This window comes from Mesorhizobium sp. M7A.F.Ca.CA.004.06.1.1 (genome assembly GCF_003999135.1).
Lineage (GTDB): Bacteria > Pseudomonadota > Alphaproteobacteria > Rhizobiales > Rhizobiaceae > Mesorhizobium.
Map to the genome: position 1 here is coordinate 1 of NZ_RZPQ01000046.1, position 16,796 is coordinate 16,796.

Sequence of the window (16,796 nt, forward strand, 5' to 3'; positions counted from 1 at the left end):
ACGCTCACGTCCGCAACCATCGACGGCAAGCTGGAGATGCTGCCGCGTGCGCAGTTCGACGTTTCGGCGCTCTACTACCAGAAGAGCCTGTACGAGAACGCCGACAACAAGACCAAGTTCAAGGCGAAATACGGCTATGATCTGGTGCCGCCGGACACCTGGAAGGAAGTGACCGACCAAGCCCAGTTCTTCGCCAACCCACCCAATTTCTACGGCACGCAGTTCGCCGGCAAAGAAGAGGCGATCAACGGCCGCTTCTACGAGATGGTTGTCGCTGAAGGCGGCGAGTATCTCGACAAGGATGGCAAGCCGGTCTTCAATTCCGACGCCGGCATCCGGGCGCTCGACTGGTTCGTCAACCTCTACAAGGCCAAGGCCGTACCGGCCGGCACGACCAACTACCTCTGGGACGATCTCGGCCAGGGCTTTGCGTCCGGCACCGTCGCTATCAACCTCGACTGGCCGGGCTGGGCCGGTTTCTTCAACGACCCGAAGTCGTCGAAGGTCGCCGGCAATGTCGGCGTCAAGGTCGCGCCGAAGGGCTCGTCCGGCAAGCGCACCGGCTGGTCCGGTTTCCATGGCTTCTCGGTGACCGAGAACTGCCCCAACAAGGAGGCCGCGGCTTCCCTGGTGTGGTGGCTGACCAACGAAGACAGCCAGAAGCTCGAGGCCGCCGCCGGGCCGCTGCCGACCCGTACCGCAGTGTGGGACTGGGTTTTAAAGCAGGCCGAAAACGATCCTTACAAGAAGGAGGTTCTTACCGCCTTCCAGGAAGAGGCCAAGCACGCGTTTGCCGTGCCGCAGACGCCTGAATGGATCGAGATCTCGAACGCCGTCTATCCCGAGTTGCAGGCGGCGATCCTCGGCGACAAGACCTCCAAGCAGGCACTGGACGATGCAGCCGCCAAGGCGACGCAAATCCTCCAGGACGCCGGCAAGCTCTAGAAACGGGCTCCCAGGGCTGCCTCCCCCACCAGAAATGGGGGAGGCGATCGCGTTTTCGCGGCCAGCGGTTTGCGCTAACCCATCGCCCCCGGCCCACGCACCGCCGTCCAAATGCAAACACCTCAAGGATTCTGATGAAGGGCTTCAAGCCATCCGCGCCATTCCTGCTGCTGCTTCCGGCCATGATCGTGCTGGCGGCGGTTGTCGTTGTGCCGTTGCTGTTGTCCCTTTACTCCAGCTTCACGCCGTTCCGCCTGACGCGGCCCGAAACGTTCTACGTCTTCATCGGCATCCGGAACTATCTTTCGATCCTGTCCAACACCGATTTCTGGTGGGCGTTCGGCCGCACGGTGCTGCTGCTGACCATCGCGCTCAATCTCGAAATGCTGCTCGGCCTTGGGCTTGCCATGCTGGTCGAGAAAGCGACACGCGGCCAGCGCATCCTGCGCACGCTGATGATGTTTCCGATGATGTTCTCGCCGATCCTCGTCGGCTTCCAGTTCAAGTTCATGTTCAACGACAATATCGGCCTGGTGAACAATGCGCTGCAGTCGCTCGGCATTACGCAAGACGCCATTCCGTGGCTGATCGAGGGCCATCTCGCCTTCATCGCCATTTCGATCGCCGAGATCTGGTCGTCGACGGCGATCTTCGCCATCCTGATCCTCGCCGGCCTACTCGCCATGCCCAAGGAGCCGATCGAGGCGGCGCGTGTCGACGGCTGCACGCCGTGGCAGACATTCCGCTATGTGACGTGGCCGTTCGTCATGCCTTTCGCCTACATAGCCATGACTATCCGTTCGCTCGACGTGGCGCGCGCCTACGACATCGTCAAGATCATGACCGATGGCGGACCGGCGGGCCGCACCGAACTGCTATGGACTCTGGTGGCCCGCACCGCCTACAGCGACGGGCGCATGGGCATGGCCAACGCCATGGCCTATTTCTCGATCCTGCTGTCGATCGCCTTCACCGTCTACTTCTTCAACAAGCTCGCCGCGGCGCGCACGCAGATTGGTGCGGAGTGGTGAAGATGGACGAGAATTCTTCCGCCCGCCTGAAGCGCCGGCTGCTGGGCATCGTCTATCGCATTGGCCTGTTCCTGGCGATGCTGACGATCTGCCTGCCGGGCCTGTGGATCGTCCTCTCGTCGCTGCGGCCGGCGGTCGAGATCATGGCCAAGCCGCCGGTCTGGATCCCGCAGGAGATTTCGTTCGACGCCTACGTCGCCATGTTCAGCGGTATCGGCAAAGGCGGCATTCCAGTGATCGAATATTTCCGCAACTCGTTGATCATCTCGGTGACCTCGACGGTCATTGCAGTGGCCATCGGCATGGCCGGCGGCTATGCGTTCGCGCGCTACCGCTTCCGCGGCAAATCGAGCGTCTTCCTCGGGCTGATGCTGACGCGCACCGTGCCGGGCATTGCGCTCTCGCTGCCGCTGTTTTTCCTCTATGTGCGGCTTGGCATCATCGACACCCATTTCGGGCTTATCCTTGCCTATGTCGCGCTCAACGTGCCGTTCACGATCTGGCTGATCGACGGCTTCTTCCGTCAGGTGCCCAAGGACCTCGCGGAGGCCGCGCAGATCGATGGCTGCACGCGCTGGCAGGCGTTCTGGCAGGTCGAGTTCCCGCTTGCCGGGCCGGGCATCGCGTCGGCCGCGATCTTCGCCTTCCTGACCTGCTGGAATGAGTTCGCTCTGGCCTCGCAGCTGACCCGTTCGGTGAGCGCCAAGACGCTGCCGGTCGGCCTGCTCGATTACACGGCCGAGTTCACCATCGATTGGCGCGGCATGTGCGCGCTGGCCGTGGTGATGATCATCCCGGCGCTCACCCTCACCTACGTCGTCCAGAAACACCTTGTCGGCGGCCTGACCTCCGGCGCGGTGAAAGGCTGATACCATGGCAACCGTTACCCTCACCAAGCTGACCAAGCGCTACGGCGCTGTCGGGATCGTGCACGGCATCGATCTCGACATCGCCGACCGCGAATTCATCGCGCTGGTCGGCCCCTCCGGCTGCGGCAAGTCGACGACGCTGCGGATGATCGCCGGGCTGGAAGAGATCAGCGCCGGCTCGATAGAGATTGGCGGGCGCATCGTCAACGACCTGCCGCCACGCTCGCGCAACATTTCGATGGTGTTCCAGTCCTACGCGCTCTATCCGCACATGACGGTGCGCGAAAATCTCGGCTTCTCTCTGAAGATCGCAGGTGCCGCCAAGGAAGACATGGAGCGCCGTGTCGCCGAAGCCTCGGCCATCCTCGGCCTCGACACGTTGCTCGATCGCCGCCCCTCACAACTGTCCGGCGGTCAGCGCCAGCGCGTCGCCATGGGCCGCGCCATCGTGCGCGATCCTGACGTCTTCCTGTTCGACGAGCCGCTTTCGAATCTCGACGCCAAATTGCGCACGCAGATGCGCACCGAGATCAAGAAGCTGCATGCCAAGGTGCAGTCGACGGTGATCTACGTCACCCACGACCAGGTCGAAGCAATGACGCTGGCCGATCGCATCGTCATCATGCGCGACGGCCATATCGAACAGGTCGGCACGCCCGACGAGGTCTTTCGGCGGCCGGCAACCCGCTTCGTTGCCGGCTTCATCGGTTCGCCGCCGATGAATTTGCACGAGGCCACGATCGATGACGGCCAGATGGTTTTCGCCAACGGCGAAAAGCTGCCGCTGCCCGCTCAGTTCAAGGCCAATGTCACGACCGGCGACAAGGTTGTGTTCGGGCTACGGCCGGACGACATCTATCCAACCGGCCATGGCATCAGTTCCGGTGGCGCGGCAGACGTCCACCAGATCGAACTGCCGATCACCGTTACCGAACCGCTCGGGAACGAGACGCTGGTGTTCGTCGAATTCAACGGTACGGACTGGGTGTCGCGCATGCTGAACCCGAGGCCACTCCGGCCGGGCGAGCGCGTCGCCATGAGCCTCGACATGTCGCAGGCGCATCTGTTTGCCACTGAGACCGGAAAGACATTGCGGAGCTGATCGGCATGACCAGAATCGAGAAAGTCGACCTTCGGATGGTGGACCTTGTGCCCAAGGTCAAACGCACCGACGCCATCCAGAGCTTCGTCAGCCAGGAAACGCCGATCGTGACCATCACCGATTCCGACGGCGCGGTCGGCACCGGCTACAGCTACACGATCGGCACCGGCGGCTCGTCGGTGATGCGGCTTTTGTCAGACCATCTGGTGCCGCGCCTGATCGGCCGCGACCCCGACATGATCGAGGCGATCTGGCACGATCTCGAATTCGCCACGCATGCCACCACGATTGGCGCGATCACCGCTATAGCGATCGCGGCGATCGACACGGCACTATGGGATCTGCGGGCCAAGAAACAGAACCTGCCGCTGTGGAAACTGGCCGGCGGTGCCAAGGATCGCTGCCCGCTCTACACGACCGAAGGCGGTTGGCTGCACATCGAGACGCAGGCGCTGGTTGACGATGCGCTAGCCGCCAAGGCGAAGGGCTTTCGCGGCTCGAAAGTGAAAATCGGCAGGCCGCACGGGTCGGAGGATCTTGCGCGCCTGTCGGCGGTGCGCAAGGCTGTCGGCGACGGCTATGAGATCATGACCGACGCCAATCAGGGATTTTCGATCGACGAGGCGATCCGGCGCGCCGCGAGGTTGCGCGAACTCGACCTCGCCTGGATCGAGGAGCCGCTGCCGGCCGACGATATTGACGGACATGTGCGGTTGTCGAACTCGACGCCGACGCCGATCGCGATCGGCGAGTCGCTCTATTCCATTCGCCATTTTCGCGAATACATGCAGAAAGGCGCCTGCTCGATCGTGCAGGTCGATGTCGGCCGCATCGGCGGCATCACGCCCTGGCTCAAGATCGCGCACGCGGCGGAGGCCTTCGACATTCCGGTCTGCCCGCATTTCCTGATGGAACTGCATGTCAGCCTGACCTGCGCTGTTCAGAACGGCCGATACGTCGAGTACATTCCGCAGCTCGACCAGTTGACCGGCAAGCGCCTGCGGATCGAGGATGGCCAGGCGCTGGCGCCCGACGAGCCGGGCATCGGCATCGATTGGGACTGGGACGCGGTCAAGGCCATGAGCATCGCCGAATTCACCACGGCGATCACGAAATAGGAGACGGGCATGCAGCGGATGGGGATGGTTCTGCGACTGAAGCCGGAAAAGGTCGATGAGTATGTCCGCCTCCATGCCGCCGTCTGGCCCGACGTGCTGGCCATGATCTCCGCCTGCAACATCAAGAATTATTCGATCTACCTGAAGCGGCCGGAGAACCTGCTGTTCAGCACTTTCGAATATCACGGCAGCGACTACGAAGCCGACATGGCGAAGATGGCGGCCGATCCGAAGACGCAGGAATGGTGGGCGGTCTGCATGCCATGCCAGGAGCCGCTGGCGACGCGCAAAGAGGGCGAGTGGTGGGCCGAGATGGACGAGGTCTTCCATCATGATTGAAGGCGGTTTCGACCCTGCCTTGCTCGTTCAATCCTGGCCAAAACCCTCAAAACCCCGGCCGATCGTCACTTTCGGCGCCGGATCGATCGTCGGCGACGCGCATTTCCCGGCCTACAGGAAGGCCGGCTTTCCAGTAGCCGGGCTTTATGATCCCGACCACGCCAGGGCTGAAAAACTGGCCAGCCAATGGGGCGTGACGGCCTTTGGCTCGGTCGAAGAAGCTGCTGCCGTCGAGGGCGCGATCTTCGATCTTGCCACCCCGCCGTCGCGTCATGCCGATGTGCTGAAGTCCTTGCCTGATGGCGCAGTGGCGCTGATCCAGAAGCCGATGGGCAGCAATCTTGCCGAGGCGACCGCGATCCTCGAGATCTGCCGTGCCCGGAAGCTGCACGCAGCGGTGAACTTCCAATTGCGCTTCGCGCCGATGATGCTGGCGCTCAAGGGTGCTATCGGCAAGGGCTGGCTCGGCGAGATCGTCGACTTCGACGCCTGGCTGGCGCTGGCGACACCATGGCAGCTTTGGGAATTCCTGCTCAAGGCGCCGCGCGTCGAGATCGCCATGCATTCGATCCACTATCTCGACCTGATCAGGCAATTGCTCGGCGACCCCAAGGGTGTGCACGCCAAGACGCTCGGCCATCCCAACCATGCCGTGGCGCAGACGCGCACCAGCGCCATTCTCGACTATGGCGACACCGTGCGCTGCGCGCTGTCGATCAACCACGACCATAAGTTCGGCCGCCGGCACCAGGCCTGCGAGTTCCGCATCTGCGGCACAGAAGGTGCCGCCTATCTCAAGCTGGGTCTCAACCTCGATTATCCCACAGGTGAGCCGGATGTGCTGGAGATTTACCCCAAGGGTGGAACGGACTGGGTCGCGGTGCCCTTGGCCGGCGAGTGGTTTCCAGACGCCTTCGTCGGCCGCATGGCCAATGTCCAGCGTTTTGCCACCGGAGAAGATGCTATGTTGATCAGTCCGGTCGAGGATGCCTGGAGCACGATGGCGCTGGTCGAGGCGGCGTATCAGTCGAGTGCGGCACCGGCGACGCCGATCGCGGAAAGACCCTGATGGAACAGATACAGTATTTCGAAGACTATGAGATTGGCGCGTCGCGCCTGACCAGCGGCCGCACCATCACCGAGACCGACTTCATCGTCCATGCCGGCCACACCGGCGATTTCTTCCCGCACCACATGGACGCCGAGTTCATGAAGACGACGCCATTCGGCCAGCGCATCGCGCACGGCACGCTGGTGTTCTCGGTCGGCATCGGGCTGACGGCAACCGTCATCAACCCTGTCGCCTTTTCCTACGGCTACGACCGGTTGCGCTTCATCAAGCCGGTGTTCATCGGCGACACGATCCGGACGCGCACCACAATTGCGGCCAGGGAAGACGACCCGAAGAGGCCGGGGTCGGGACGGGTGATCGAACGCTGCGAGGTGATCAACCAGCGCGGCGAAGTGGTGCTGGCGGCCGACCACATCTACATCGTCGAACGCAGGCCGACGCAGGGCTGAGACTTGGGAAAGTCCTAGAGCATTTCATTATCGTACCCGCCAACCCTGAGTTCTTTTCAGGATACCTTTCGAAACAGCCACGTGAATGATCCGCGCGAATGCGTTGGTGTAGAAGATCATCATGCCCATGGCAGCAGCAGGCGCGGTGTCGCCAGCGTCGTCCATGTTGAGCACTGCAACCGAGGCGAGCGCCGTGTGTGTTGTATAGATGAAGACCACCGCGGAAACCGTCGTCATGGCGTTGACGAAAAGATAGATCGAGATGTCAAGGATTGCCGGCAGACAGATCGGCACTGTCACCCGCGTGAACAGGCGATAGAAAGGCTGCTTCAGCGAGGCCGCGACCGGCTCGAACTCACGATCGATCTGCTTCAGCGCCGTCAGGGCCGTCAAATGACCGACCGTGTAAAAGTGCGTCACGGTGCAGACGACCAGGATCGCCATTGTGCCGTAGATCGCGTGCAGCGGATTGGCCGGATTGTTGAAGAAGAAAATATAGGCCAGGCCAAGCACAAGCCCCGGCACCGCCATCGGCAGCATGGCGAGGAAGTGGAAGGCTGCCCGTCCGGTCCTGAAGCCTTCGGTCTTTTCGACGATGTAAGCGCCGACGAAGACGATGACGGTTCCAAACACAGCGGTCAGCAACGAGAGCGTGATCGAGTTGTAGTAAGAAGCCCAGCCCCCGCCATCCATGCGACCGAACGCGAAATTCTTCAGGCTGAGACTGAGGTCGTAGGGCCAGAACTTGACCAGCGCGGCGTACTGGCAAATGCCGATGATGCCGGCGATGAACAACGCGACCAGGCTGCAATAAGCCAGACAGACCAGGTCGAAGCGGCGATTGGGTTTTGCCTCGTAAGGCACCGAGCGGGCCGACAGGAGCGAAACCTGCCTACGCTGGACCAGGCGGTCGACGACGAAGGCGGCGATGGCCGGGATCAGCAAGATGACCGAGACCACCGCCCCCATCTCGAAATTCTGCTGACCAATCACTTGCTTGTAGATATCGACGGCGAGCACGTTGAACTGGCCGCCGATGACCTTCGGCAAGCCGAAATCGGTGATGACGAGCGTAAACACGACAAACGCCGCGGAGATCAAACCGTAGCGCGCGCCCGGAATGGTAACGACCCAGAACGTCCGCCACTTGCTGGCGCGCAGCGAAGCGGCGGCTTCATATTGGCGCTGGTCGGAGATCGCCAGTGCCGTCGAGATAATGATCAGAGCATGGGGAAAGGTGAAGAATATCGAGCCGACGACAATCCCCAACGGACCGTAGATCGATATGCCGCCAAGCACGCTTTTCAACAGGCCCTGGTTGCCGAACAGATAGATGAGGGCGATGCCGGGCAGTAGCGACGGCACCAGGATGGGAGCCATGGCGATGAGCCTGAATAGGCCCTTGAAGCGCATCTTGCTTCGGTTCAAAGCGTAGGCGAAGCCGAAGGCTATGCCGACCGTGATGATGGTGCTGATCAGCGCGATCAGGAAGGAGTTCTGGATCGAGCGGAACAGCGTTGGCGTCGAGAAGTAGGTTGTGTAGTTGTCCAACCCAAGCTCGCGCGCGGGCCTCAGCATAATGCGCCGAAAGGTGTTCGAATCGACTTCCTGCCATTCGGTGCCGCGATGGAGTTGCGTGCCGATCAGGAAATAAGCGTCATCGGTGGTGCCGCGGACCTTGTATTTGACCGGGCTGCGGAAACTGAAATCCGGAAAGAAGCTGGTGGCCGGCAGCCGACCATCGGAACTGGTCGCAAGCTTTTCTAGCGGGACCGCGGCGAGTTTCTCGTTCAGAGCGGCGGCCGTCACTGGCTCGCCGAAATTGCCGAGCTTGTCGCTGACCTGGAATTCGAACGCGCCAAGATCGAAGCTGTAGGTCGAGAACGATTTCGACAGCATCACGTAGAGCGGGGCTGCCAGCGACAGGACCAGATAGAACGAGATGACGACCAGCAGGCCGCGCTTGATCAACTCGTCCTTGTCGAGCGACTGTCGAAGCGCCCGACCGGACGGCATCAGGATATCAGTTGCCGCCGCCATGGCGCTCTCCTTGCGGGAAGACAAGCAGTCGGTCGGCGGGCAGTTCCACCGTTAGCGCTCCGCCTTCGGCGAGGCCGAGACGCCGCGTGGCGTTGACCGAGAAATCGGCGATCAGAATCTCGTCTCCAAGCTCTCCGCCGCGCAGCCGGGTGCGCCAGAACGAACCCAGGAATTCCATTTCACCGACGGTCACTTCGATCAGGTTTTCCGAAGTCTTCACCACATCGGGTGCTCCAGGCGAGCGCGAACCCGGCCCGTGTGGAATCACGTCTTCCGGTCGAATGGCGGCGACGACTGCTTCGCCGTTCGCAAAGCTGTGCGGCGCGCATCTGAAAGCCTTCGTCCCGAAGCCTACCGAATCTGCTCCTACCGTCGCATCGAACTTGTTGGTCTCGCCGATGAAATCGGCGACGAACAGCGTCCTGGGATGGCGATAGATTTCAGTCGGGCTGCCGACCTGCTCGATGACGCCATGGTTCATGACTACAATGCGGTCGGCCAACGACAATGCTTCTTCCTGGTCGTGCGTAACCATGATCGTGGTGACGCCGAGCTTGCGCTGCAGCCCCTTGATCTCGTGGCGCAAGTGCACGCGCACCTTGGCGTCGAGCGCCGACAGCGGCTCGTCGAGCAGAAGCAGGCCGGGCGAGGTGGCGATGGCCCGGGCGAGCGCGATGCGCTGCTGCTGCCCGCCGGAAAGCTGCGCTGGGTATTTCTTCGCCTGATCGGGCAAGCCGACCAGCATGAGCAATTCCTTGACGCGGGCATCGATCTCGGCGCGCGGCCGTTTGGTGTTTTCCAGGCCAAAGGCGATGTTCCTTTCAATCGTCAGATTGGGAAACAGCGCGTAGGACTGAAACACGATGCCGTAGTCGCGTTTTGACGGCGGCAGCGTTGAGATATCCCTGCCCCCCTGGCGGACGACGCCTCTGGTCTGCAGGTCGAGGCCGGCGACGGCGCGCAGCAGCGTGGTCTTGCCGCAACCCGAAGGGCCGAGAAAGCAGATGAATTCGCCTTCGTTGATGTCGAGCGAGATGTCCTTCAGCGCATGGAACTCGCCGAAGGCCTTCCAGAGATGTTCGATCCGCAGGTAAGCCGTGTTGCCGGCAGCGGTCATGGGATGCACCTCGGCCAGCGTTGCCGATAGATCAGCGACGGGTTCGTGTCTCATTTTGACCATCCGGGAAGAGTTACGAGAAGGGCGCCGCTCTGACGGCGCCCTGTCGAAATGCTCTGCGTCTAGCTCTTGGGCTCAGACTTGGCGTCGTAGCGCTTCGTCCACTCGTCGAGAATGGCCTTGCGGTGGTTGGCCGCCCACTCGAAGTCATTGTCGATCATCTTGGACTCGATATCTGCGGGCAGGAATTCGACCGGCTTGGCGACATTCGGCATAGCCAGAACCGCATAACCTACATTGTACATCTCGTTGGCCTCCTTGCTGATCGACCAGTCGAGCAGCGTTTTGGCGGCTTCGAGATTTTTCGTTCCCGCAACGATCGCGGATGCCTCCATGTCCCAGCCGATGCCTTCGGACGGGATGACGATATCGAGGGGAGCGCCCTCCTTCTTCGATTTCGCGGCGCGGAACTCGAACGAGATGCCGATTACGGTTTCACCGGCGGCGGCCATTTTGCACGGCTTCGAACCAGAATGCGTGTAGGCATCAATATTCTGATGCAGGGCATCCATATAGGCCCAACCATCCTTCTCGCCGAACAACTGCAGCCAGCTCGATACATCGAGGAAGCCGGTGCCGGACGAGGCCGGGTTCGGCATCACGATGTGACCCTTGTATTCCGGCTTGGTAAGATCTTTCCAGCTGGTCGGCTCGGCGAGGCCAAGCTTTTTGCCCTCCACGGTGTTGAAGCAGATCGAAGCCGCCCAGGCGTCCATGCCAACCCAGGCCGGTGGCGTGTCCTTGTCGACAAACTTCGGCTTGAGCAATTCGACGCCTTTTGGCGCGTAGGGCTCAAGCATGCCTTCGGTCTTCAGCACCAGAAGCGATGTAGCGGCAAGGCCCCAGACAACGTCGGCCTGCGGATTGTCCTTTTCGGCCAACAGCTTGGCGGTAACGACACCCGTGGAGTCGCGGACAAAGTTCAGTTTGATGTCGGGATGGCTCTTTGTGAAAGTCTCGGCGTAGCGGGCGAGATCTTCGGCTTCAATGGCGGTATAGACTGTCAGTTCGGAGGTTTCGGCAAAGGCGGCGGATGACATCAATGCCGCGGCGAAGGCCATTGCGATAGTTGCGTTGCGCGATTTCATGCTCAGTTCCCCTTTGATTGTTGGCACATTCTGCGATGCACTGTGACGATCGCGCCGGTGGACATTGCGGCCCTGTAGCGCTTGTGGATGTCGTCGTTGGGTCAACTCTGGGGATTGGTGATCGATAAGTAAAATCTATTTATTTTATGACAGGCAAACTTCTACTGATAGTCGTCATGGAACTGTCGCATGCCTGTTGCGGCCGCTATTTCGCGCTTGCGAAAGCCCACGATTGGCACGGAGACGGTTATGGTCAGCCGAACGAAACGCCCGTTGTCTGTGCCCGCAAACGCGGGTCGGACGAGCGGACAGTCACCACCAGATCGCCCCCCCTCGCCCGCAAGCCCGCGTCGATTTCGGGGCATTCGAGCTCGCGGTCGGTGCGCACGGCCTTCATGGTCAGGCCGCCAGCACGGCGGTCTCGAGGATGTCGAGCGCACGATCGAGATCAGCTTTCGAAATGACCAGCGGCGGCGACAGCGTCAGCACATTGCCCTGGCTGACCTTGAAGCTCAGCCCCTGCCCCAGGCAAGCATAGAAGACGCGTTCGGCGAGATCGCGCGCCGGCTCGCGCGTATCGCGATCCTCGACGAGCTCGACGCCGACCATCAGTCCCCTGCCCCTGACGTCGCCGACATGGGGCGAGCGCGCCATCAGGTGCTGCATACGCTCCAGCATGTGCCGGCCAAGTTCGGCCGCGCGTTCGACCAATCCTTCCTCCAGGATGATGTCGATCGTCGTCAGTGCGGCGCGGGTCGTCACCGGGTTCTTCTCGTGGGTGTAGTGGCCGATCGCGAAGCCACCGGTGACGTCGAGGTCGCGGCGCGCGATGACGGCGGCGATCGGCAGGATGCCGCCGCCGAGCGACTTGCCGAGGACGACGATGTCGGGCGTCACATCATCATGCTCGTGGGCGAAGAATTTTCCCGTCTTGCCCAGCCCGGTCGGGATCTCGTCGAAGATCAGCAGCGTGCCGTGCCGGTCGCAGGCTTCGCGAACCCGCTTCCAGAAACCGGGCGGCGGCGGGTTGGGCGTCGCCCGCATCGGTTCTGCGACGACCGCCGCCACGTCCTGTTCGCGGCCGAGCACATAGGCGATCATGTTGGCGCAAGCGAGCCCCGAGGTTTCGAGGGAATCGTGGCCATAGGGACAGCGATAGCCGTCCCAGGGTGCGACGTGCTCGGTGCCGGTCATCATCGGGCCTGATATGTGCGAGCGGAAGGTCGCCTCGCCGCCGACGCTTGCAGCGCCGAAGCCGGCCCCGTGGAACGCATCCCAGAACGACACCGTCTTGAAGCGGCCGGTCGCGGCGCGGGCGATCTTCAGCGCGACCTCGATGGCATCCGAACCACCGGTGGTGAACAGCACCTTGCCGAGATCGCCGGGCGCCAATGCCGCCAGCTTCTCCGCCAGCTCGACGGCGGGCTCGCAGGTAAAGCGGCGCGGCGCAAAGCAGAGCTCATCGAGCTGCTTTTTGATCGCCGTGACCAGCCTTGGATGGCCGTAGCCGAGGTGATGCACGCTGTTGCCGTGGAAATCCATGAAGCGGCGGCCAGCGGTGTCCTCGATCCAGATGCCTTGCGCCTTCGCGATGGTCGAAAGGCAGGGGCTGGACAGACTCTGGTGCATGAAGGCAGCCGCGTCGCGATCGAGCAAGCCGCGGATCCGCGGATCGTCCTGCCCGGCATCCCATCGGCCGCGAGCCGCTGTGGTGTTGGAATCGCCTTCGGTGTGCACAAGCTCTTTGATCGCGGCCATCATGGTCTCCGAAACGCGAATGAGGGAGCGGCGAACGCTCCCTCGGTTGTCTTATCCGTCAATGCCGCCCGGTCAGGACCAGGGCAGCGAAAATGTCTTCACATTGGTGTAGCTCTTCATCGCCTCGATGACGCCTTCCTTGTAGCCATTGCCCGAATCCTTGATGCCGCCGAAGGGCGACATCTCGATGCGGTAGCCCGGCACTTCCCAGATGTTGACGGTGCCGACCTGAAGGCCGGCGATGTATTTCTGCATGCGCGGAAAAGAGTTGGTGCAGACGCCCGACGACAGGCCGAAGGCGGTCGAGTTGGACAGTGCGATCAGCGCATCATCGTCGTCCGGCGCGCGAACGATCGGGATGATCGGGCCGAACGTCTCCTCCATCACCAATTCGGATGTGTGAGGAACGCGATCGACAACGATCGGCGGCAGCAACGCGCCCTGACGACCCGGATTGTAGAGGATTTCGGCGCCCTGCTCGGCGGCCATGTGGACGCGGGCTTCGAACAGCGCCGCCGCCTTCTCGTGCACGACGGTGCCAAGGTCGGTCGAGCGGTCCATCGGATCGCCGAAGCGGATTTTTTTCGCCCGCTCCAGCACCAGCGGCACGAAGCGGTCGGCGACGCTTTCCTGAACCAGGATGCGCTTGACCGCGGTGCAGCGCTGGCCGGAGTTCTTTGTCGCGCCGGCGACGGCCAGATCCGCGGCTCTGGCCAGATCCTCGTCGGAGAGATCGTTGAGGATGATCAGCGGGTCGTTGCCGCCGAGTTCCAGCACCTGGCGCTTGTAGCCGGCGGTGCGGGCGATCATCTTGCCGACCGGCACGCCGCCGGTGAAAGTGATCAGGTCGATATTGTCGTTGGTGATCATCTCGTTGCCGATGTCTGCGGGCCAGCCGGTCACCACCGACAGCATTTCGGGCGGCAGACCGGCTTCATAGAGAATGTCGGCCAGGAGAAGCGCCGTCATCGGCGTCAATTCGGTCGGCTTGACCACCACGCAATTGTTGGTGGCGATCGCCGGCGCCACCTTGTGCGAGACCATGTTGAGCGGGTGGTTGAACGGCGTGATCGCCGAGATCGCCTTCAACGGCTCGCGGGTGGTGAAGATCTTGCGCGCCTTGCCGTGCGGGGTGAGGTCGCAGGAGAAGATCTGGCCGTCATCCTGGATGCACATCTGCGCCGACAGCGTGAACACGTCATAGGCACGGCCGACCTCATAGAGCGAGTCCGTCTTGGAGATGCCGAGCTCGAGCGTGATGAGATCGGAGATTTCTTCGCGGCGCGACGCCAATGCCTCGGCGGCGCGGAACAGGATCTGCTGACGCTCGTAGCGCGTCAGCTTCGATTTGTAGCTGGCGGCGATCTCGAATGCTTTTCGCGCGTGCTCGGCACGCCCGGCCGGCACGGTGCCGATAACGGTGTCGTTCCAGGGGTAGCGCACCTCGACGACGCCGTCGGCATCAACTTTCTTGCCGGCAATGCGCATCGGCTCGTGGCGGACTTTGATGGAAGGGTCGAGTTTGGTCATGGGTTCTGCTCCAGCAGATTCTTGGGTACGTCGCGGGGTCGACCCCCACTCCGGCCCTTCGGGCCACCTCTCCCCCGATCGACGGGGGAGAGGAAATCAGGCGAAGTCGGCGCCCCCACGTTTCCCGGCTAAGCCGCGGCTAACCCTGGCGCCTTCCTCTCCCCCGTCGATCGGGGGAGAGGTGCCGAGCGTAGCGAGGCGGAGTGGGGGGTCGACACTAGCGCTCAGCCCGCCAGTGCCGCCGCCATTGTGGCGTAGTAAAAGGCGTCGAAGTTTCTCAACACAGGTTCATCAGGCAATTCCGGCAGCACACGATTGACGATGAACGGCACCTCCTGCTCGGTCAGCCCACCATGCGACCGTAGCGGTTCGTTCAGAGCCGCCAGGTCATGGCGATGTTCTGAGGTGCCGATCGTCTTGTTCTCGGTCGAGATCAGCACGATGTCGCCGATGCGATCTGCCGGCAGCTCAAAGCGCTCGCACGCCGTCGGGCTGTCGACGACCAGCATGATGCCGTCGATCTTCGCCAGCCGGGCCATGATGCCGGCCTGATCTGCGCCATCAGGCAGATAGGCGGTGGCAAACGAGCCGAGCGCGCCGTGATGCACGACATAGGGGTCGGTGATCGGCAGGATGACGCGGGCGGCGTCCTTGCCCAGCCACTCGTCGAGAAGGTCCTGGACATAGACGACGTCGGGCGAACCGTCCGCCTTGTGCTTGGGCTTCATGCCATGGTCGGCGGTGACGACGATCGCCGCGCCAAGCGCATCAAGCTCGGTCAGGTATTTGTCGAACATCTCGTAGAAGGCGTTGGCCTGCGGCACGCCCGGCGCGTATTTGTGCTGCACATAGTCTGTGGTCGTCAGGTACATGATGTCGGGACGGAACTCCTTCAGCAGCTGCACACCGGCGGCAAAGACGAATTCCGACAGTTCGGCCGAATAGACCTCCGGCACGGGCAGCCCAAAATGTTTCGAGGCATTGTCGATGCCGTGCTCGGCCCTGGTGGTGGTGTCGGATTTTTCCGCCGAAAAGCACAGCGCGCGGCCTTCATCGAAGGCAAGGCCCTTGCCAAGCAAGGCACGCAGCTTGTCCTTGGCGGTGACCACGGCGACCTTGGCGCCGGCATCGTAGAAGGCCTGGAAAATGGTCGGCGCGCGCAGGAAGCGCGGGTCATTCATCATCACTTCCTTGCCGGTCTCGCGCTCATAGAGATAGTTGCCGCAGATGCCGTGCACCGACGGTGGCCTTCCTGTGGCGATCGACAGATTGTTGGGGTTGGTGAAGCTCGGAATGACAGAGTGCGCAAAACGTACGGTGCCCTTCTGCTTGATCCTGACCAGCGCCGGCATCAACCCGGCCTCGATCGCCTCATCGAGATAGGCCGGCTCGCAGCCGTCAAGGCAGATGGCGATGGCCGGCACACGCGGCCAGGCGTAGGTGCGGCCGTTGACCGCGACGTTGATGGGAGACATCTGGTTCATCTGATATCCTCGAGATCGGCCGCTTCAGGCGGCGAGTTTGGCGCGTTCGGCGAGTGCCGCGGCGGGTGGAGCGGCGGTGTCGACGCCCATTTCATGAAGCGAGAAGGCCGCCGCCTCGACGACGCGGCGCATGACATGTTCGTCCATCTGGCCGATGCAGCCGACGCGGAAGCTATCGACGGCGGTCAGCTTGCCCGGATAGATGATGAAGCCCTTGTCCTTCATCAGATCGTAGAAGCGGTCGAAGGCGAAACTGGCATGGGCCGGGTTGAAGAAGGTGACGATGATCGGCGACAGCCAGCGATCCCCGAGCAGTGTCTCGAAACCGAGGTCGCGCATGCCGGCCACCATGACGTCGCGGTTCCTCGTATAGCGAGCGCCACGGCCGGCGACGCCGCCTTCGGCCTCGTGCTGGCGCAGTGCTTCGAGGAAGGCAGCGACGACGTGCGTCGGCGGCGTGTAGCGCCACTGGCCGGTTTTGTTGAGGTGCGCCCACTGGGCGTGGACATCGAGCGACAGCGAATGGCTCCTGCCTTTGGCAGCCTCCAGCTCGCTCTTGCGGGCGATGATGAAGCCGAAGCCCGGAACGCCCTCGATGCACTTGTTGGCGGACGAGACCATCGCCTCATAGCGGATATCGTTGACGTCGAGCGCTACGGCGCCGAAGGCGCTCATGGAATCGACCAGCAGCTTGCGACCCTTGGCATGGACGGCTTGCGCAATCTCGGCGACCGGATTGAGGATGCCGGAGCTGGTCTCGCAATGGATGGCGATGACATGGGTGATATCAGGGT

General features: G+C 62.2%; 15 protein-coding genes. 8 read left to right on the forward strand and 7 right to left on the reverse strand.

Annotated elements, in window-relative coordinates:
- The 8 genes from EN906_RS05335 to EN906_RS05370 all read left to right on the forward strand — a co-directional run.
- A partial coding sequence (locus tag EN906_RS05335) for an extracellular solute-binding protein (RefSeq protein WP_127375092.1) occupies positions 1-945 on the forward strand: 945 nt, incomplete at its 5' end.
- A 134-nt stretch (positions 946-1,079) separates the two neighbouring features.
- Entirely contained in the window at positions 1,080-1,976 is an 897-nt protein-coding gene (locus tag EN906_RS05340; protein ID WP_023808865.1) for a sugar ABC transporter permease, read from the forward strand.
- A 2-nt stretch (positions 1,977-1,978) separates the two neighbouring features.
- Complete coding sequence (locus tag EN906_RS05345) at positions 1,979-2,845, forward strand: carbohydrate ABC transporter permease (RefSeq protein ID WP_127267476.1); 867 nt, start codon at positions 1,979-1,981, stop codon at positions 2,843-2,845.
- Between the two features lie 4 nt (positions 2,846-2,849).
- A complete protein-coding gene (ugpC, locus tag EN906_RS05350) occupies positions 2,850-3,947 on the forward strand; it encodes a sn-glycerol-3-phosphate ABC transporter ATP-binding protein UgpC (protein ID WP_127270131.1) in 1,098 nt (365 codons plus the stop codon).
- 5 nt (positions 3,948-3,952) lie between these two features.
- On the forward strand, positions 3,953-5,065 hold the full coding sequence (locus EN906_RS05355) for a mandelate racemase/muconate lactonizing enzyme family protein (RefSeq protein ID WP_127270133.1): 1,113 nt from the start codon (positions 3,953-3,955) through the stop codon (positions 5,063-5,065).
- Between the two features lie 9 nt (positions 5,066-5,074).
- Positions 5,075-5,404: an L-rhamnose mutarotase gene (locus EN906_RS05360; protein WP_127269444.1), complete on the forward strand. Its 330-nt coding sequence runs from the start codon at positions 5,075-5,077 to the stop codon at positions 5,402-5,404.
- The gene (locus EN906_RS05365) at positions 5,400-6,473 is read left to right on the forward strand and encodes a Gfo/Idh/MocA family oxidoreductase (protein ID WP_206517064.1); all 1,074 of its coding nucleotides are present in this window, start codon (positions 5,400-5,402) and stop codon (positions 6,471-6,473) included. Before EN906_RS05360 ends, EN906_RS05365 begins: the two co-directional genes overlap by 5 nt.
- Positions 6,470-6,925 (forward strand): MaoC/PaaZ C-terminal domain-containing protein, encoded by a 456-nt coding sequence (locus EN906_RS05370; protein WP_164748657.1) that lies wholly within the window; start codon positions 6,470-6,472, stop codon positions 6,923-6,925. The genes EN906_RS05365 and EN906_RS05370 overlap by 4 nt, the downstream gene beginning before the upstream one ends.
- Positions 6,926-6,952: 27 nt before the next feature.
- Here EN906_RS05370 and EN906_RS05375 read toward each other — a convergent pair whose 3' ends face one another.
- The 7 genes from EN906_RS05375 to EN906_RS05405 form a co-directional block, all read right to left on the reverse strand.
- A complete protein-coding gene (locus EN906_RS05375) occupies positions 6,953-8,965 on the reverse strand; it encodes a putative 2-aminoethylphosphonate ABC transporter permease subunit (protein ID WP_127269441.1) in 2,013 nt (670 codons plus the stop codon).
- Positions 8,949-10,082, reverse strand: coding sequence for a putative 2-aminoethylphosphonate ABC transporter ATP-binding protein (locus tag EN906_RS05380; protein WP_127270136.1), 1,134 nt, complete (start codon positions 10,080-10,082; stop codon positions 8,949-8,951). The genes EN906_RS05375 and EN906_RS05380 overlap by 17 nt, the downstream gene beginning before the upstream one ends.
- Before the next feature lie 122 nt (positions 10,083-10,204).
- The gene (locus EN906_RS05385; protein WP_127266991.1) at positions 10,205-11,230 is read right to left on the reverse strand and encodes a putative 2-aminoethylphosphonate ABC transporter substrate-binding protein; all 1,026 of its coding nucleotides are present in this window, start codon (positions 11,228-11,230) and stop codon (positions 10,205-10,207) included.
- 399 nt (positions 11,231-11,629) lie between these two features.
- Positions 11,630-12,988: an aspartate aminotransferase family protein gene (locus EN906_RS05390; RefSeq protein WP_127266990.1), complete on the reverse strand. Its 1,359-nt coding sequence runs from the start codon at positions 12,986-12,988 to the stop codon at positions 11,630-11,632.
- Between the two features lie 72 nt (positions 12,989-13,060).
- Positions 13,061-14,518 (reverse strand): phosphonoacetaldehyde dehydrogenase, encoded by a 1,458-nt coding sequence (gene phnY / locus EN906_RS05395; protein WP_127266989.1) that lies wholly within the window; start codon positions 14,516-14,518, stop codon positions 13,061-13,063.
- A 224-nt stretch (positions 14,519-14,742) separates the two neighbouring features.
- Positions 14,743-16,002, reverse strand: coding sequence for a phosphonoacetate hydrolase (gene phnA, locus EN906_RS05400; RefSeq protein ID WP_127266988.1), 1,260 nt, complete (start codon positions 16,000-16,002; stop codon positions 14,743-14,745).
- Between the two features lie 24 nt (positions 16,003-16,026).
- Positions 16,027-16,796, reverse strand: a 770-nt coding sequence (locus EN906_RS05405) for a 2-aminoethylphosphonate--pyruvate transaminase (protein WP_127375093.1), incomplete at its 5' end; no start/stop codon positions are given.